At 33.5% G+C, this 19,328-nt stretch carries 17 protein-coding genes and 2 pseudogenes; 12 read left to right on the top strand and 7 right to left on the bottom strand.

The genetic code is table 11. The features are described 5' to 3' along the window. The 7 genes and pseudogenes from VGE71_RS10735 to VGE71_RS10705 form a co-directional block, all read right to left on the bottom strand. Positions 1-1,773 (bottom strand): annotated as a pseudogene (locus tag VGE71_RS10735) (T9SS C-terminal target domain-containing protein); the annotation flags it as partial. 349 nt (positions 1,774-2,122) lie between these two features. Then, on the bottom strand, positions 2,123-2,428 hold the full coding sequence (locus VGE71_RS10730) for a DUF6787 family protein (protein WP_331138329.1): 306 nt from the start codon (positions 2,426-2,428) through the stop codon (positions 2,123-2,125). Between the two features lie 33 nt (positions 2,429-2,461). Then, on the bottom strand, positions 2,462-2,896 hold the full coding sequence (locus VGE71_RS10725) for a DUF6146 family protein (RefSeq protein ID WP_331138328.1): 435 nt from the start codon (positions 2,894-2,896) through the stop codon (positions 2,462-2,464). A gap of 246 nt (positions 2,897-3,142) precedes the next feature. Further along, positions 3,143-3,706, bottom strand: coding sequence for a hypothetical protein (locus tag VGE71_RS10720; RefSeq protein WP_331138327.1), 564 nt, complete (start codon positions 3,704-3,706; stop codon positions 3,143-3,145). A gap of 103 nt (positions 3,707-3,809) precedes the next feature. Further along, positions 3,810-4,760 carry a D-2-hydroxyacid dehydrogenase gene (locus tag VGE71_RS10715; RefSeq protein WP_331138326.1) on the bottom strand — a complete coding sequence of 317 codons (951 nt, stop codon included), beginning with the start codon at positions 4,758-4,760 and terminating at the stop codon, positions 3,810-3,812. 95 nt (positions 4,761-4,855) lie between these two features. After that, a complete protein-coding gene (gene serC / locus VGE71_RS10710; protein WP_331138325.1) occupies positions 4,856-5,926 on the bottom strand; it encodes a 3-phosphoserine/phosphohydroxythreonine transaminase in 1,071 nt (356 codons plus the stop codon). A gap of 93 nt (positions 5,927-6,019) precedes the next feature. Then, positions 6,020-7,093, bottom strand: coding sequence for an acyl-CoA reductase (locus tag VGE71_RS10705; protein WP_331138324.1), 1,074 nt, complete (start codon positions 7,091-7,093; stop codon positions 6,020-6,022). A 136-nt stretch (positions 7,094-7,229) separates the two neighbouring features. Here VGE71_RS10705 and VGE71_RS10700 point away from each other — a divergent pair, with 136 nt between their 5' ends. The 12 genes and pseudogenes from VGE71_RS10700 to VGE71_RS10645 form a co-directional block, all read left to right on the top strand. Then, the gene (locus VGE71_RS10700) at positions 7,230-7,580 is read left to right on the top strand and encodes a 4Fe-4S dicluster domain-containing protein (RefSeq protein WP_179007620.1); all 351 of its coding nucleotides are present in this window, start codon (positions 7,230-7,232) and stop codon (positions 7,578-7,580) included. A 167-nt stretch (positions 7,581-7,747) separates the two neighbouring features. Continuing rightward, complete coding sequence (locus VGE71_RS10695) at positions 7,748-8,905, top strand: hypothetical protein (RefSeq protein ID WP_331138323.1); 1,158 nt, start codon at positions 7,748-7,750, stop codon at positions 8,903-8,905. 243 nt (positions 8,906-9,148) lie between these two features. Then, positions 9,149-10,243, top strand: coding sequence for a redox-regulated ATPase YchF (ychF, locus tag VGE71_RS10690; protein WP_331138322.1), 1,095 nt, complete (start codon positions 9,149-9,151; stop codon positions 10,241-10,243). Between the two features lie 229 nt (positions 10,244-10,472). Further along, entirely contained in the window at positions 10,473-11,150 is a 678-nt protein-coding gene (locus VGE71_RS10685; RefSeq protein WP_331138321.1) for a TIGR02117 family protein, read from the top strand. A gap of 94 nt (positions 11,151-11,244) precedes the next feature. Beyond that, entirely contained in the window at positions 11,245-12,204 is a 960-nt protein-coding gene (locus tag VGE71_RS10680) for a YihY/virulence factor BrkB family protein (RefSeq protein WP_331138320.1), read from the top strand. Continuing rightward, complete coding sequence (locus VGE71_RS10675; protein ID WP_331138319.1) at positions 12,201-12,725, top strand: NAD(P)H-dependent oxidoreductase; 525 nt, start codon at positions 12,201-12,203, stop codon at positions 12,723-12,725. The genes VGE71_RS10680 and VGE71_RS10675 overlap by 4 nt, the downstream gene beginning before the upstream one ends. Continuing rightward, complete coding sequence (locus VGE71_RS10670) at positions 12,726-13,706, top strand: transglutaminase domain-containing protein (RefSeq protein ID WP_331138318.1); 981 nt, start codon at positions 12,726-12,728, stop codon at positions 13,704-13,706. 72 nt (positions 13,707-13,778) lie between these two features. Next, complete coding sequence (gene pncB, locus VGE71_RS10665) at positions 13,779-14,954, top strand: nicotinate phosphoribosyltransferase (protein WP_331138317.1); 1,176 nt, start codon at positions 13,779-13,781, stop codon at positions 14,952-14,954. A 162-nt stretch (positions 14,955-15,116) separates the two neighbouring features. Further along, on the top strand, positions 15,117-16,985 hold the full coding sequence (locus tag VGE71_RS10660) for a DNA topoisomerase IV subunit B (protein WP_331138316.1): 1,869 nt from the start codon (positions 15,117-15,119) through the stop codon (positions 16,983-16,985). Between the two features lie 19 nt (positions 16,986-17,004). Beyond that, entirely contained in the window at positions 17,005-18,066 is a 1,062-nt protein-coding gene (locus tag VGE71_RS10655) for a PDDEXK nuclease domain-containing protein (RefSeq protein WP_331138315.1), read from the top strand. Positions 18,067-18,076: 10 nt separating this feature from the next. Beyond that, complete coding sequence (locus tag VGE71_RS10650) at positions 18,077-18,637, top strand: hypothetical protein (RefSeq protein ID WP_331138314.1); 561 nt, start codon at positions 18,077-18,079, stop codon at positions 18,635-18,637. Positions 18,638-18,669: 32 nt separating this feature from the next. Beyond that, positions 18,670-19,328, top strand: a pseudogene (locus VGE71_RS10645) (DNA gyrase subunit A); the annotation flags it as partial.

Genomic DNA, 19,328 nt, shown 5'->3' with positions numbered 1-19,328 from the left:
TCCATTAAAATAACACTGCTGCATTCCAGTTCCAACTCCTTCGTTTTGCTGATTAAATGCTACGAATATTTTAGAACCTACGCCTGGCTTATAGTAATTGTTTACAAAATTGACTTCTTTGGTTCCTCCGTCCGTTGTTCTTCCTCCCCAGTTATAAACAACATTGTTGGTAATATCCATTTTTCCTGTGTAGGCACCGCTTCCATCTAATCCTCCACCAAGACTCCAGTTACGTCCATAGCAATGAGCTAATAAGTTATGATGAAAACTTCCAATATCACCGCCAATTGTTGCTGCGTAACCATGTTCTGTACCTGCAGGATAATTTTGATGATTAGCGGCGTTTAAAGCTTCAGAAATAAGTGTTCTTTGTAAGGTGATATTTTTTCCCGATCTTGAACTAAAAGATTCATCAATCGTCCAGCTGATAGAGCAATGATCTATAATACTGTTGTCAGCACCAGTAAGTCCCATTCCGTCATAAGTTGGTCCTGCACCAACTCGAACTCTTAAATTTTGTACAATTGCATCATTTCCAGTAACTCCAAAAGGAGCAGAGCGAATACAAATTCCTTTTCCTGGAGCAGTTTGACCCGCAACGGTAACATAAGGCTGACTTAAAACAAGACGTGATTGTAACTGAATTACTCCAGATGTATTAAAAATGATTGTTCTTGGGCCGATATCATTTGTAACGGCTTCACGAAAACTTCCTGGTCCACTATCATTTAAATTAGTTACAGCAACTACTTTTCCGCCACGTCCGCCTCTTGCAAAACGTCCGTAACCTTCGGCTTCAGGAAAGGCAAGTTGTGCCGGACGAAAACGCCAAACATTTCCTTTTTCAACTCCGTTGGCTAAAACTTCATCTATACGCCAATAATATGTTGCGCCAGTATATAATCCGTTTGCTTGAAAGGAATTGATAGCCAAAGCTTGATTGCCTTTGTATTCTGGGGAAGATGTAGTGGCATTATTTACAGCCGCTTGATCTGTTCCAAAATAGATATTGTGCGAAACAGCATTTGCTGCCGATGTCCATTGCAGTAATTTTCCTCCCGAGGTTAATTCAACATGTTCATCATTTTGTTTCGGATTTGGATTAGTTGCCTGATAGAAAATATTTGGTGTGTTTAGCTCAAAACCATTAAAAATAAAGTTTTTTATATTTTCTGTTCCTGAAGTTTCGGCGGCCATTAAGATCACAACATCAGTTCCTGCAGTTGCTTGAAATTTTAAATAGATAGACTTAGCATCGGCTGTTTTAAGAGCTCGCACAGTTGGAATTAAATTATCAACTACTAAATTTCCATTGAGAAAAATATCAATAGGGCTAAAATTATTTCCTGATGGACTGTCTACATTATTAAAAAAAGCTAAAAATGAATGCTCTCCAGTTGCTAATCCGCTTATTTTAAGTTCTATTTGTGCGCCTAGATTCGCAGTAGTTCCCTTTACAGTTACACCGTCACTAACTAATCTGGCATAATACGGAGCCTGAATTCCGGCTTTGTACCAGTTGGTTCCTAGTGCATCTCCATTATTTCCAACTCTGGTCACGGTAAAGGTAACGCCGTTTTCGGTATAAGTGCTGGTATTTCCAGAAGCAATTACCCAAGCTGTATAATCGGGATCATTTACTTCTGCTTTAGGTCTTCCTGACTGGTCAAAGTCAATTTTCACGATTGGATTTTGGGCAAAAATCTTAGTTATGGGCATAATGAGACAGAGTGTAGTCACCATTATGGAGAGTTTTAAGTAGTTTTTCAGCATTTCAATTTGGTTTGGTTAGTAAGTAATAGTTGTTAGTGTTTTTTAAATGGCTGGTATTCAGTATTTAAAAATTTTGTAACTATTGTAAAGTTTATTATTAACCTAAATTAAACCATCCTGTACCATCCTGTTCTGTATGTGATTTTATTTTGAAAATGCAGGTAAAAAAACGGGATATGTTTTTTAAATGTTAAATTTTTGAGATGTTTTTATTTGATAAAGGAATAAATTGTGTAGAAAAACCAATTTGAAAAGTAAAATTTTGCTAATTTGAAAAAACTTTTATAAATAAAAAAATCCGATTAAGAATAGCTCTCAACCAGAATGGATTGTTAAATTGAAAGAAGAATTAGTCTTTAAACAGGAATCCAAGTCCCATTCTTTTAAGCATTTTCTTTTCGAAATTCCAAAAGAAACGGAATTGTCCAAAAATGGTTCCAATAGCAACCAATAAAACCTGATAAACAGGAAGAATAATTAATAATCGAATTAAAGTGAACCAGACAGCACCTAAATCTTCTTTATGTATGCCTACCCAGTCACAAAATGGTCTGGAAATCCATGCAGAAGCTGATCCTGTGATAGCAAAAACGATAAGTATAATTATGGCTTGTAAATTGGAAGTGATTCCCCAGCGTTTTTTTAGTCTGTCCATTATTTATTTATAATCATTACAAATATACTAACATTATCTTACTGGAACATATCCCGCCAGCTTTTGTTTGTAAGTATTTTGAAAATAGATCATATAATTATAAATAAGATAATTTACTTCGTATCCGTAATGAATCTGAGGCTGATAATCTATTGTCATTTCGTATAAATTCGGGTTGTAACGATTGGGTTGTGAAGCTCGAATGTTCCATTCCGTTACATATTGTTGATTTTTGTTTTCAAGAAAAGCTAAGCTATGATAGTTTCTTGGAAAAGCCATCGATGAAAGCCAGAAATTAAAACCATTATCAATTATAATGACTTCATATTCTAAAGAATCATTGGCTATTCTAATGGTGTCATTTTGCTTAGTTTTTGGTGCAGTATCATTGCTTGCAACTTTTTGAGATGCTGTAGAGCAAGCAATTATTGTAGCTAAAACAATTAATATGGAAATGCACTTTTTCATGATTTAAATTTACGAAGAAATGATGAGAAGAGACGGAAGTTTAACAAGATTTTGAGGTTCAAAGGCTCAGAGCAACAAAGGCACAAAGGTTTAAAGCAACAGGTGAACAGAGTCAAAGGTTCAAAGGAACAAAGGAAAAAATAAATCTTCAATAATATATAATTAAAAAGCTGTTTACAATTTGTTGCAAACAGCTTTAACTATTTTTTGTTGCTTTGAACCTTTGTTGCTTTGAACCTTTGTGCCTTATTTGCTTCCAAACAATTTTCCTATAAATCCAGCGATTCCTCCTTTGCTTTTAGTTACGACTAAAACATCGGCAACATCAACTTTTCCGTCTCCATTTTGGTCTAAGCCAAACTGCATTCCGTATTTAGAAATGGTATCCATTATTCCAGATGCTTGTCCGCTGTTTCCTGAAATCGAATTGATAATGTCAGAAATCTGAAAACTATTGTCATTTGGATCTTTTGCTTTGTTAACCAAAGAACCTAAAATCTGCGGAATTAAATTAGATGCCACTCCGCTTGAATCTGCGCTACTCAATCCGAATTTTTCGCCAAGGCTTCCGCTTAACTGTTGTTGAATTTGCTGAACAACAGGGTTAGAACTGTCGATTGAAGAATTTCCATTGAATAATCCAGCGATTTGATCTGTATTTCCTTCGGCAACAATCTTTTTTAATCCTTCAAAAATAGAATTACTAGTTTCGCTTATTACAGCTTCATTATGTTCATTTGGAACAGCGTTATTGTTTACTACTGCATCGCCTCCATATTGTTGTACTAATTGGGTTAATTGTTCAAACATGATTTTTTAGGATTTAGATTAGAACTCAAATTTAAACAAAAAAAGAAAGGGATTTATTAAACAATGTTAATAAATCCCTCGCAAGTAATTTAATTATAGTTAATTAGCTTAACAAAGTAATAATTTGTGATGCTAATTCAGTACCAATTCTGTCTTGAGCTTCTCCAGTTGCAGCTCCAATGTGTGGAGTCAATGAAATTTTAGAGTGCATTAAGATTGCCATTTCTGGTTTTGGTTCGTTTTCGAAAACGTCTAAACCAGCAAAACCAACTTTTCCTGAGTCTAAAGCTTTTACTAAAGCTACTTCGTCGATAACTCCACCACGAGCACAGTTTACAATTCCAACTCCGTCTTTCATAGTTTCAAGTTCTTTTTCTCCAATGATGTAACCATTTTGAGCAGGAACGTGTAATGTAATAAAATCAGCTTCTTTAAATAAAGATTCTAAAGATTGAGAAACGATTGTAGTTGTGATTGACTGTCCGTCGAAAAATTCAACTTTCACATCAACCTGAGGGATAAAACTATCTGCTGCGATAACTTTCATTCCTAAACCAAGAGCCATTTTTGCAGTAGCTTGTCCGATACGACCAATACCAACAATACCAAGAGTTTTTCCTCTTAATTCAGTTCCGTTAGCGTAAGCTTTTTTCAAACCGTCAAAGTTTGTATCTCCTTCAAGAGGCATATTTCTGTTAGAATCGTGTAAGAAACGTACACCATTAAATAAGTGTCCGAATACTAATTCAGCAACAGATTCTGAAGATGAAGCAGGAGTGTTAATTACGTGGATTCCTTTGCTTTTAGCATAATCCACATCGATATTATCCATACCAACACCACCACGACCGATGATTTTGATACCAGGACAAGAATCGATGATATCTTTACGAACTTTTGTTGCACTACGAACTAAAATTACGTCAATATTGTTTTCATTGATATAGTTAGCTACTTGTTCCTGAGCTACTTTTGTAGTGATAACTTCAAAACCACCTTTTTCTAAGGCTAGAATTCCGCTTTTAGAAATTCCGTCATTTGCTAATACTTTCATTGTGTATGTTGTTTAATTGGTTAATCGTTTAATTGTTTAATCGATAACCAGTTATTTGATTTTTCTTTTTTGTAAACTGTGACTGTAACTGAAAACTAAACTTTAGATTCCAATGCTTTCATTACATCAACTAAAACCTGTACGCTTTCAATTGGCATAGCATTGTAGATAGAAGCTCTGTAGCCACCAACAGAACGGTGTCCTGGTAATCCAGAAATGTTTGCAGCTTTCCATAAAGCGTCAAAAGTTTCAGTATGTTCAGAGTTTGTTAGTAAGAAAGTTACGTTCATGTTAGAACGATCTTCTACTTTAGCAGCACCTTTAAATAATGGGTTTCTGTCGATTTCAGCGTAAAGCAATTCAGCTTTAGCATTGTTTAATTTTTCAACAGCAGCGATTCCGCCTTTTTCTTTAATCCATTGTAAAGTTAAAAGAGAAACGTAAACAGAGAAAACAGGTGGTGTATTGTACATACTTTCTGCTTTAATATGTTTAGCGTAATCTAACATACTTGGAATAGTTCTTCCGTTTTTGCCTAAGATTTCTTCTTTAACTACAACAAGAGTTGTTCCTGCAGGTCCCATATTTTTTTGAGCTCCAGCATAGATTAAGTCGAATTTAGAGAAATCTAATTCGCGAGAGAAAATATCAGAACTCATATCGCATACAACTGGAACGTTGGTCGATGGGAATTCTTTCATTTGTGTTCCAAAAATGGTATTGTTGCTTGTGCAGTGGAAATAATCAGCATCAGCTGGAATTTCGTAACCTTTTGGTACATTATTATAATTGTCTTCTTTTGAAGAAGCTACGACAACAGTTTCACCGAAAAGTTTCGCTTCTTTGATTGCTGCAGTTGCCCACGTTCCTGAATCTAAATAAGCTGCTTTTCCGTTTTCTTTTAATAAATTGTATGGTGCCATTAAGAATGCTGTACTTGCACCACCTTGTAAAAATAAAGCCTGATAACCTTTTCCTTGAAGTCCTAATAATTCTAAAGCAAGGGAACGAGCTTCCTCCATAACTGCAACGAAATCTTTGCTTCGGTGCGAGATTTCAAGGATAGATAACCCTGAATCATTAAAATTTAAAATTGCTTTTGATGCCTTCTCAAAAACTTCCTGAGGTAAAATACTTGGTCCTGCGCTGTAGTTGTGTTTTTTCATGGTTGTTGTTAATAGTCGAAAATTTTAAAGACGCAAATTTCGTCAATAAGAGCCGAAAAAGCGTTAAAATATTCGAAATAATTAAACATTTTATTACTTTGTTGTTAACAAAAACGTTATAGTATCGACATTATCTGCATAATCCCACAATTGCGGTTTTTGAGTTTCTCCAAATGCAATACTGTTTTGGGTTAAATTATTGCTAACAATACATTGAATCTGATCCGAATCATCTTCAAGGCGTTTTTGCAGTTCATCAAGGTTTTCGTAATATTCATAAAAAACACTCGAGATAGGCGAGGCATAGCTTGTATCTTCTTTTATAGTTAAAAAACCATTGTCTAGTAACTTGAAATTACTCATTAAAAAAACAGCTTTGTTGTAATCGTAATTATTAGCATATTTTTCATAATGAATAACATCTTGATATTTAAACATCGCTTGGAAAAAAGCATCAAACGAATAGTTTTTAGGAACAAAAAGTTTAGAAACATTTCGGCATCCCAGACCAAAATATCTGAAAATATCTTCCCCTAAATTTTCTAATTCTTCATTCGTTTCTTTTCCGGTTAAAATCGCAGCCGAATTTCTGTTTTTACGAATAATAGAAGGCTTATCTTTAAAATAATATTCAAAATAACGAGCTGTATTGTTGCTTCCTGTGGCGATTACAGCATCAAAATTTTCCAGTTTTCCGTCTACGAAAGTGATTTTGTTTTTTAAACTTTCATCAATAGCAATTAAATATTTAGCCAGAAAGGGCAATAAATGCTGATCATTTGAAGAAGTTTTAATTAATGCTTTGTTACCTGTAATTAAAACAGATAAAAAATCATGAAAACCTACTAACGGAATGTTTCCTGCTAATATTAAAGCAACTGTTTTTTCTTTTTGATCAGCTTTTTCAAATTCTGTTTTATATGAAGAAAGCCATTTTTCGATGTTTTCGTCTGTCAAAGCTTCTGCCCACGATTGTATCGAAAAGTAAACCTGTTCAGGCGTGTACCATCCATTATGAGATTGTGATAAATGTATTAGTTTCTCAAAATCGTCAAAAAAGATATCGTTAAATAAAACGCTAGATTTTTGTATGGATCCTGCTTCGGAAAACTGACTTAAAAAATTTCCTAATTCAACAAAAACACTTTTTTTTGTTTCTAATGTCATAATGTTTGTTTATGAATTGTTTTGATTGTAATTTTGCACAAAAATAAGCTATATTACGTTATAAGGCAAAGCAGATTAAAATCTTTGAGATTTTAATATTTAAAAACTTATAACTTTTAACAAAAAGAAGAAAAAGATGGCAATTATTATAACTGACGAATGTATCAATTGTGGGGCTTGCGAACCAGAGTGCCCAAATACGGCAATATATGAAGGAGCAGATGATTGGAGATATAAAGACGGAACAAGTCTTTCAGGAAAAATAGTTTTACCCGACGGAACTGAGGTTGATGCAGATGATGCTCAAACTCCAATTTCTGATGAGGTTTACTATATCGTACCTGGAAAATGTACAGAATGTAAAGGTTTCCATGATGAGCCACAATGTGCTGCGGTTTGTCCGGTTGACTGTTGTGTGCCAGATGATAATCATGTTGAAGATGAAGAAACTTTATTAGAAAGACAAGCATTCTTACACGGAGAATAATTTTTCTGGTAAATTTATATAGAATCCTGAGCTAAAAACTCAGGATTTTTTTTACCCTGATGTCAGGTATTTTTAAAAGTTAGTTTGTTGATAACGAATGTTTTATTTTTAAGCTATTGATTTATTGCTAAAAAAATAATACTTTAGTTAAAAAATTAACAATGCCTATGAAGAAATTGCTACTTTTAATTGTCATTTTATTTTGTAGTGTAAGCCTTTTTGCACAAAGCGAAGAATATTCTATACTTGTAAAGGATATCGAAACTTTGGAGCCAATTGAGAATGCAACTGTCGTTGTTTTAAAAACCAAACAGGTTTTAATGACAAATCAAGACGGGAAAGTTACTTTTGTTTTAAGCGGTGGTTCTAATGTGCAGGTTTCAGAAATGAATTATGAAAATCTGACTATTCGTTGGGCTTCCTTAAAAGAGAGTGAATTTATCGTTTACCTTAAAAATAAAAAAGAGAATTTAGATGAAGTAGTCGTTTCTCAAGAAAATCTTCAAAAAACACTCCAGCGAATTGTTTCCAATTCTAAACAAAAAATAAGTAGTGCGCATCGCCTTAAAGTCTATGTGAGGGAGTTTTTTATGCTCGACAACCAATATTCTTATTATAATGACGGATTGGTTAATTTTCAATTCAATAAAAACAATACCACAACTTTATTAGTAGAACAAAATCGTTCTTATGGATTATTAGAAACAGACGTAAGTGCCGATTTGATGGGCTATAATTTGAATAATATAATGGAGAATTACTCCAATTTTAAATATTTTGAACCATTGTTGGATTCTAAAGCAAAGAAAGAATATGATTTCACGGTTAAAGGACATTCCAAAAACAAAGATTATTATGTAATGTCCATTAACCCATTAGACAAGGTGAAAGATGCGGTCGATAATTTTGAAATTATATACGATCCCGTAAAAAAACTTATTTTAGAATTTACAATTTCGGTACCTCCAGCAAGTTTTGATAAAATTGAAGAAAAAACAGGTGTCGGAGATAAAAATATGACCAAGTCGTTTATAAATGTAAGCTACCGTCTCGACGGAAATGATTATTATCTGTTGAGTTCTAATGAAGAAATTGGTTATACACTCGTTCAAAAAGAAAAAGCAAAAAACATTCAGGTTAGAAATAGCTTTGTAACAACGGGCTTCAATAAACAAAATTTCACGTATAACGAAAGTGATGTTTTTAAAGAAAAATCACTTTTCAATAAAAAGAATAAAATCCTGACCAATTATTGGGATATTTCCGGTTTTACGGCGACTGATCAGGAAAAAGCCATTATCGCTTCTTTAGAATTTAAATTGTAATTATATAAACAGATGAAAATCCTGAAACTTTAAAAATTCAGGATTTTTTGTTTTACTAAAAAAGATTTCTGCTTTACTTTATCAAGAGCTATTAAATCTTATATTTGCAAAATTTTAAAGCAGAAAAATATCATTTCGGCAGAAAATCAAGAAAGAGCATTTAAATTACAAAACATTAAAAGACAATATTTAATGTTTTAGACCTAAATTAAAAGGTCGAATAAATAATATAGAAACAAACAGATGAAAGCAGGAATTGTAGGATTACCAAATGTTGGAAAATCAACATTATTTAATTGTTTATCTAATGCAAAAGCGCAAAGTGCGAACTTTCCTTTTTGTACAATCGAACCTAATATTGGTGTTGTAAACGTTCCGGATCCGAGAATCAATAAATTGGAAGAATTAGTAAAACCAGAGCGCGTTCAAATGGCAACTGTAGATATCGTAGATATTGCAGGTTTGGTAAAAGGAGCAAGTAAAGGTGAAGGTCTTGGAAACCAGTTTTTAGGAAACATTAGAGAGTGTAATGCTATCATCCATGTTTTACGTTGTTTTGATAACGATAATATTGTACACGTTGACGGAAACGTGAACCCAATTCGTGACAAAGAAACGATTGATATCGAATTGCAGTTAAAAGATTTAGAAACAATCGAAAAACGTTTAGAAAAAGTAAAACGTGCTGCAAAAACTGGAAATAAAGAAGCTCAAACAGAAGAAGCTTTATTAAACAGAATTAGAGAAGCTCTTTTACAAGCAAAATCTGCAAGAACAATTATTCCTCAAAGTAATGATGAGGAAGTTCTGATGGAAGGTTTTCAATTAATTACAGCAAAACCAGTTTTATATGTTTGTAATGTTGACGAAAGTTCTGCTGTAAACGGAAACAAATATGTAGATCAGGTTCGCGAATTAGTAAAAGACGAAGAAGCTGAAGTAATCATACTTTCAGTAGGAGCAGAAGCTGATATTACAGAATTAGAAAGCTACGAAGAGCGTCAGGTTTTCCTTGAAGATATGGGATTAACTGAGCCAGGAGCTTCGGTTTTAATTCGTGCAGCTTATAAATTATTAAAACAACAAACGTATTTTACAGCAGGAGTAAAAGAAGTTCGTGCTTGGACTATTCCAATCGGAGCGACTGCACCTCAAGCAGCTGGAGTTATCCATACTGATTTTGAAAAAGGATTTATTCGTGCAGAGGTTATTTCTTATGACGATTATGTTCAATATGGTTCTGAATCAAAAGCAAAAGAAGCTGGAAAATTTAAAGTAGAAGGAAAAGAATATGTTGTAAAAGATGGAGATGTAATGCACTTCCGTTTCAACGTTTAATCTTTTTTAAGAGAATAGAGTAAAGAAAATAGAAAATAGAGGAAACTGCTGGAGAGATTCAGCAGTTTTTTTTATGTTTAAAATATTAAAACACAAAGGTGTTTAAATCTGCGCTTTCGTGAAGGCGAATCAGTAAAATCTGCGTTCCATTTAGCAAAACAAAATTTTTGGCTTAAAAATTGGTTACAGAAAAAACAACCAATTACTAATCTAAAAACAACCAATTAAAATGCTTAAAAAATCATTCAAATTTCTGGGCTGGACACTTTTCGGAATCTTCGCTTTTCTGGCACTTTACATTTCATCTGTTTTAATTATTTCAAAAATTACGGTTAACTCGGATATTGCAAAAGTCGAAGAACAAAATGCTATTCCAATTTACATTCTTTCCAACGGAGTTCATACTGACATTGTTGTTCCAATTAAAAACGAAATAAAAGACTGGAGAAACGAAATTCAATTCAGTCAGACAAAATCTAAAGATTCTGTAATGAATTATATTGCTTTTGGCTGGGGCGACAAGGGGTTTTATTTAGATACTCCCGAATGGTCAGATTTAAAAGCAAGTACAGCTTTGAAAGCGGCTTTTGGAATAAGTTCATCAGCTATGCATACTACATTTTTCAAACAATTACGAGAAGGCGATGACTGTAAACGTATTTTGATTTCAAAAGAAAATTATCAAAAACTCGTAACCTATATTTCAGAAAGCTTTAGCGATCCAATTCATCCACAATGGATCGAAGGACATAGCTACGGAAAAAAAGATGCTTTCTATGAAGCCAAAGGAAGTTACAGTCTTTTTTACACTTGCAATACCTGGGCAAACAATGCTTTAAAAGCAGCCAATCAAAAAGCAAGTTTATGGACGGTTTATGATAAGGGGATTTTTTGTCATTACAAATGATTTACATGGAAAAAATGTAAAATCTTACTAAAATACAAGAAGTAGTCGGTTTTTATTATTGCTTAAATTTGAGAATATATCAAAAATCAGCAAAATGAAAGTCAAAAATATCTTTTCAAAAACATGGTTTCTGTTAAAGAATACTTTTTTAGAATTTAATGATGACAATGCGATTAAGCTTAGTGCAGCATTATCTTATTACACCATATTTGCCCTGCCTCCGTTGTTGATTATAATAATTACAATCTGCGGTTTTTTCTTTGGAGAAGAAGCTGTTACGGGGCAGCTTTACGGACAAATAAATGGTTTGGTGGGTAACGGTGCTGCAACGCAAATTCAAGAAGCGATAAAAAATGTACAATTGTCTGGAAATAATGTTTTTGCAACTGTATTTGGAGTTGTAATGTTGCTAATTGGTGCCTCTGGAGTTTTTGCAGAAATTCAGAGTTCTATAAACTATATTTGGGGACTTCGCGCCAAACCTGATAAAGGAGTTAGAAAATTTATCCAAAACAGATTAATGTCATTTTCTATGATTGCATCTGTAGGTTTTTTAATGATTGTCAGTTTGTTTATTAATACGGTACTGGATTTGGTTAGTGCGCGTTTAAAAATATATTTTCCTGAAAGCACAGTCTATTTATTTTATGTAGTCAATATTGTTATTGTATTGGCGAGTATAACGCTTTTGTTTACCATAATCTTTAGAACTTTGCCTGATGGGAAAATTAGATGGAAAGACGCCATCATTGGATCAAGCGTTACTGCCGTACTTTTTATGATTGGTAAATTTGCCATTGGATTCTATTTAGGTAGTTCTACAGTGGCTTCAGTTTACGGTGCGGCTGGATCTGTAATCATTATTTTAGTTTGGGTTTATTATTCGGCAATAATTCTGTACTTTGGAGCAGAATTTACGAAAGTCTATGCAAAATCGTATGGAGGGAAAATTTATCCAAATGAATACTCAGTAGAGATTGCAAAAGAAGTTTACGAGATTGAAGATGTAACACAAAAATCAACACAACAAACATTAACAAACGAGAAGCCATGAAAATAATTGCATTTGGAGGAAGTAACAGCAAGCAGTCAATTAACAAACGTTTAGCAACTTATGCATCAAGTTTATTTGAAAATGCCGATGTAGAAGTTTTAGATTTAAATGATTATGCAATGCCCGTTTTTAGTGTTGATTTGGAAAAAGAAGTGGGTCAGCACCAAGTGGCACAGGCATTCTTAGACAAATTGAAAGAAGCTGATGTTTTAGTAGTTTCAATGGCAGAAAATAACGGAAATTATTCTGTCGCTTTCAAAAATGTTTTCGATTGGAGTTCCCGTATTGAAAAAGATGTTTTTCAACATAAACCAATGTTGTTATTGGCAACTTCACCAGGGGGAAGAGGAGGTTCATCAGTTTTAGGAATTGCGCAGAATCTTTTCCCTCGTTATGGAGCTGAAATTAAAGGAAGTTTCTCATTACCAGCATTTGGCTCGAATTTTGATTTACAAGAAAATAAAATTTCTAATCCTGAGTTAGATAAAGAACTTAGAGATATTATTAAATCAAATTTTTAAATGCCACACAAAAAGATTTTATTTTTATACCTTTTATTAAATAGTATTACTTACAATTTTGCTTTTTCTCAAAAGATTAGTGAAGTAGACAAAATTGTAGCAAAATACCCGAAAAGCTTTAATACCACTGAAAAATTAGCCGAAAGAATCGAAAAAGATTTTGATTCTGAAGCCGAACGTGCGCGTGCTATTTACAGCTGGATGGCTTTCAATATCAAATACGATTACAATGCATTTTTAAATCCGCCAAAAGTGCAAGGTTTTAGTTATTCTTCTGAAGCCGAAAAACAAAGAAAAATAAAACAACTGAACGATAATCTGATTCAGAAAGCTTTCAAATCTCAAAAAGCAGTTTGTGAAGGTTTTACAGCTTTGTATCAAAATCTTGCAGAACAGTTAGGATTAAAGTGCGAAATAATTCGTGGTGATTCTAAAACGAATTTAAGAGATATTGGGCGTAAAACAACGTCATCCAATCATGCTTGGAATATGGTTTTGATTGATAAAAAATGGCGATTGCTTGACGTGACATGGGGACAAGGTTATTATGATAGTAGTAAAGGAAGAATGGTTGCCGATTTTGATCCTATTTATTTTGATACCGATCCTGATTATTTCTTCGCGAAACATTTTCCAGATTCAGGAACTTTTTTAGGTAATCGATTAAGTAAAAATGATTTTCTCAACGGTCCTTTGATTTACAATAAAACCATCGAAAACGATTATAAGATTAAAAGTCCTGATTCAGGTATTATTGAGGCTAAAAATGGAGATAAAATTACGGTTGAAATTAAAAATGTTTCCAAAGCAAATCAGGTTTTTTATTTGAATAAAAGAAATCAGCCTGTTAAGATTTTAAACCCAAAAGAGAAACGAGGCGGTTTAGAGTTTCAAATTCTTATAGATAATAATGTTGGTGACTATATCACTATTTTTATCGATACAAACAGTATTGTTTCGTTTAAAATTGTTTCGAAATAATTAAGAACTTTCGATTTTATTCTTTTCTGAAATTGCCGTATATTAGCAGGTAAATGAAAAGAATTTGATGCTATGGAGACCACTTTTTTGAAATCAATTTTAGATAATGATTTCTACAAATTTACAATGCAGCATGCTGTAATAAAGCTTTTTCCAAAAGCAAAAGTTCGTTATGGATTTATAAACCGCGGAAAACATGTTTTTCCTGCAGGTTTTGCAGATTTGCTTCGGCGTTCTGTCGATGCTTTAGCAGATCTTCAACTGGCTAAAGAAGAAAAAAACTACTTAGCACATTATTGCCCGTATCTTGACCCAACTTATTTAGATTTTCTTCAAGGTTACAGATATGATCCTTCTGAGGTTCATATTAGTCAGGAAGGTTCAGAAATCAAAGTTACAGTTGAAGGATTTTGGTACAGAACTATTTTATGGGAAGTTCCTTTAATGGCTTTAATTTCGGAATTGTTTTATAAAGCCAGTCACTTAATTCGTTTGAATGATGAGGCCATAAAAAATCTGACGAAAGAAAAAATTGATAATTATAATAAGTTAGGAGTTTCAGTTTTAGAATTTGGTACAAGACGACGACATTCTTATGATGTTCATGAATTGGTAAATGAAACTTTAAGAACTTATGGAGGACAAAGCTTTATTGGAACCAGCAATGTACATTTTGCCATGGTTAATAACCGAAGACCTTTAGGAACGCACGCACACGAATGGTTTATGTTTCATGCGGCGCAATATGGTTTTAAAATGGCTAATTCTATAAGTTTGGAACATTGGACACAAGTTTACGGAGGAGATCTTGGAATTGCTTTGACAGATACTTATACAACAGAAATATTTTTCAATCAGTTTGATAAAAAATACTCCAAACTTTTTGATGGTGTTCGTCACGACAGCGGAGATCCAATAGAATTTGCTCAAAAGGTAATTTCTCATTATACCAAAATGGGAATCGATCCAAAATCTAAAGCCATTGTTTTTTCAGATTCTTTGAATTTTGATAAAGTAAAGAAAATTGCTGATTTCTGTAACGACAAGATAAAAATGTCTTTCGGAATTGGAACCAATTTCACCAATGACGTTGGGCTTCCTGCAATGAATATGGTGATTAAACTGACCGATACAAAACCTGACAGTACACATTGGCAAGGAGTTGTTAAAATGTCTGACGAAAAAAACAAAAACACGGGAACCCCCGCAATGATTGCGTTGGCGAAAGAAGTGCTTGGAATCAAATAGTATTTTTGCCGAAAAGGCATTTTTTTTCATCATTTAAGTGTTCATTTTATTTTAAAATCAATTTAAATAGATTTTCAACTGTTATTATTCATAACAAAAAAGAAATACGCTTTCATTTTTTGTTGATAAATGGTACATTAGCAAAAAATCCTAAATTCATTTATGCTAGAGCAAAATCAATACAACGAAGATAATATTCGTTCACTCGATTGGAAGGAACATATTCGTATGCGTCCGGGTATGTACATCGGGAAATTAGGGGACGGATCATCACCGGATGATGGTATTTACATTTTATTAAAAGAGGTTCTAGACAACTGTATCGATGAATTCGTTATGGGTGCTGGGAAAACTATTGAAGTATCTATTAAAGATAAAACAGTTTCTGTTCGTGATTACGGACGTGGAATTCCGTTGGGTAAAGTAGTCGATGTCGTTTCGAAAATGAATACTGGAGGAAAGTACGATTCTAAAGCTTTTCAGAAATCAGTTGGTTTGAATGGTGTCGGAACAAAAGCAGTAAACGCTTTGTCTAATTATTTCCGAGTAGAATCGGTTCGTGATGACAAACAAAAAGCAGCGGAATTCTCTGCTGGAAATTTGGTTACAGAAGAAGATGTTATCGATACGACAAAACGTAAAGGAACAAAAGTAATTTTTACGCCAGACGAAACGATTTTCAAAAATTATAAATTTCGTTTAGAATATGTAATTAAAATGGTCAAAAACTATTGTTATTTGAACAATGGTTTGACAATTATTTTCAATGGAGAAAAATATTATTCAGAAAATGGACTTCGTGATTTATTAGAAGAAACCATCAACGAAGAAGATTTAGAATATCCAATTATTCACTTAAAAGAGCATGATATCGAGGTTGCACTTACACATAGTAAAACGCAATACAGTGAAGAATATCACTCTTTTGTAAACGGTCAGAATACAACTCAGGGTGGAACGCACTTAGCGGCTTACCGTGAAGCAGTTGTGAAAACTATCCGTGAATTTTACAATAAGAATTTCGAAGCATCAGACGTTCGTAAATCGATTGTAAGTGCGATCAGTATTAAAGTTATGGAACCGGTTTTCGAGTCTCAGACCAAAACCAAATTAGGTTCTACCGATATGGGTTCTGATGATGGAACTCCAGCCGTTTCTGTTCGTACTTTCGTTAACGATTTCATCAAAACGAAACTCGATAATTATTTACATAAAAATCCAACGACTGCTGAAGCTTTATTACGTAAAATTCTTCAGGCAGAACGTGAACGTAAAGAATTATCTGGAATTAGAAAACTGGCTACAGATCGTGCTAAAAAAGCCAATCTTCACAATAAAAAATTAAGAGATTGCCGTGCGCATCTTCCGGATACTAAAAACCCAAGAAACTTAGAAAGTACGCTTTTTATTACCGAGGGAGATTCGGCTTCTGGATCGATTACAAAATCGCGTGATGTAAATACACAAGCGGTTTTCAGTTTGCGTGGTAAGCCTTTGAATTCATACGGAATGTCTAAAAAAATTGTGTATGAAAACGAAGAATTCAACTTATTGCAGGCAGCACTTGATATCGAAGACGGATTAGAAAAATTACGCTACAACAACATCGTAATCGCAACCGATGCCGATGTCGATGGAATGCACATTCGTTTACTTTTGATTACATTCTTTTTACAGTTTTTCCCAGAATTAATAAAAGAAGGGCATTTGTATATTTTACAAACACCACTTTTCAGGGTTCGTAACAAGAAAGAAACGATTTACTGTTATTCTGAAGAAGAAAGAAAAGACGCGATTGAAAAACTAAAACCAAAACCAGAAATCACGCGATTTAAAGGTTTGGGAGAGATTTCGCCAGACGAGTTCAAAAACTTTATTGGAGATACGATTCGCCTTGATCCGGTTATGATGGACAAACATACTTCGATTGAGCAATTATTGTCTTTCTACATGGGGAAAAATACTCCGGATAGACAAGAGTTTATTATCAAGAATTTGAAGGTTGAGATTGATGAGCTTGAGGAAGCTTAAAAGTTAAACAAGGATTATAGTGTCAGACGGTCTTCAAAATAAAGTTATTTTTCAGCAAGTTGCCGAGTTATTGCAAAATGCCCGACAACAGGTTTTACGTACCGTAAATTCAACAATGACAATTACTTATTTTGAAATTGGAAGAATTATTGTTGAGGAAGAACAAAATGGAAAAGATAGAGCAGAGTATGGGAAACAGCTTTTGAAAAGTCTTTCTAAGCAATTGATACAAGAGTTTGGGAAAGGTTATTCTGTTGAAAATCTTGACCGTATGAGGAAGTTTTACAGAATATATTCAATTTCGTCGACACTGTCTACGAAATTGAACATTGATACTTCGCAACAACTTTCATTCGTAGCAGAAGATCCCTCACCTTTTCTTCGTGGCTTTAGATTGACGTGGTCTCATTATACTTTTTTAATGAGAATTGATGATGAAAATGAAAGACGTTTTTACGAAATAGAATCTGAAAAATACAATTGGAGTGTTAGAGAGTTAAAAAGACAATACGATTCTGCACTTTATACAAGATTAGCTTTAAGCAGAGATAAAGAAGGAATATTAAAACTTTCAGAAAAAGGTCAGATTATTGAAAAACCAAAAGATATAATCAAAGATCCTTATATACTTGAATTTTTAGGATTGCCCGAACAGAATCAATATTCAGAATCTCAACTAGAAGAAGAAATTATAAATAAACTGGAGCATTTCTTATTAGAATTAGGTCATGGTTTTACTTTTGTCGGGAGACAGCAAAGAATTACTTTTGATGATAAACATTTTAGAATTGATTTGGTTTTTTACAATAGGATATTAAAATCTTTTGTTCTCATAGATTTAAAAATCGGAGAATTAAAGCATCAAGACTTAGGTCAAATGCAGATGTATGTCAACTATTATGACAGAGAAATGCGCTTGGAAGATGAAAATAAAACAATTGGAATTGTTCTCTGCCAAAATAAAAGTGAAGCCGTGGTAAGATATACATTACCTGAAAACAATGAACAGATTTTTGCGAGTAAATATAAAACCGTTTTGCCAAGTGCTGAGGTTCTAAAAGAACTTCTTCAAAATAAATAGAAAGTAATAGATGAAGAAAATTATATTTTTGATTTTTATTTTTGTATTCATTTCTTGTAAAAAAGAACAAGAAAGGCCTCAACCTGACGAAAGTCCAATGGTCGCTAAATCTGAAACAGAAATACTCAAAGAAAGAGATTTTCCTTTAAAAGAATCATCCAAGGTTGAAATTTTATCCTATGAGGACCGAATGCGATGGGATAAAAAAATTACTAAAAAAGATAATAAATATAACAAAGACCTTGTTGTCGATTATAAATTGAACTTTGACAGTACAAAAGTTAAAGAGAGAGTATTACTAAGTTCAGAATTGAAAACGGAATTAATTGGCTTACTGTCTCAAGATAGTTGTAAAGTAGAAAATTTGCCTAGAGATTGTTATATGCCAAGACACATGATAGTTTTTAGAGATCAAAAAAATAGAATAATTGGTTACAAAGAGCTTTGTTTGTCATGCAAAGGTTATAGACAATCAAAAAACCTTGAAAATTACAATGGTTTTTGCTTTACTCAAATGGAGGACCTTTTTAAAAAAGCAGGTATAAAATATTTTGACGAAGATTACGAATAAGAAAGTTTACTGAAAATAAATTCAGCATAAAAATGAAAGACGAAGAAGACGATAACATAATTCCAAACGACGACGAGAATAATCAGGATGAAAACCAGATTGATGACAATCAAAATGGAGATGACGATGAGATTATCGATGTAGATGCTAAACATTTTGAAGGACAGCATTTTTACGAAAATCAGGAAGAAGAAGGCGAAGACATTATTACGAAAGTAACCGGAATGTACAAAGACTGGTTCTTGGATTACGCTTCGTATGTAATTCTAGAGCGTGCTGTTCCTGCAATCGAAGACGGATTTAAACCTGTTCAGCGTCGTATTATGCACTCGTTAAAAGAGCTGGATGATGGTCGTTATAATAAAGTTGCCAATGTAGTAGGGCACACCATGCAGTATCACCCACACGGAGATGCGAGTATTGGTGATGCAATGGTACAAATTGGTCAGAAAGATTTGTTGATTGACTGCCAAGGAAACTGGGGAAATATCCTTACTGGTGACGGTGCGGCAGCTCCCCGTTATATTGAGGCGCGTTTATCTAAATTTGCTTTGTAGGTTTTGTATTCTCCAAAAATTACCGATTGGGGAGTTTCATATGATGGACGTCGTGCTGAACCAAATAATCTTCCAGTAAAATTCCCATTGCTTTTGGCTCAAGGAGCAGAAGGTATTGCGGTAGGTTTGTCAAC

This window comes from Flavobacterium sp., assembly GCF_036405015.1.
GTDB lineage: Bacteria > Bacteroidota > Bacteroidia > Flavobacteriales > Flavobacteriaceae > Flavobacterium.
This window is presented reverse-complemented; position numbering and strand designations above follow the sequence as displayed.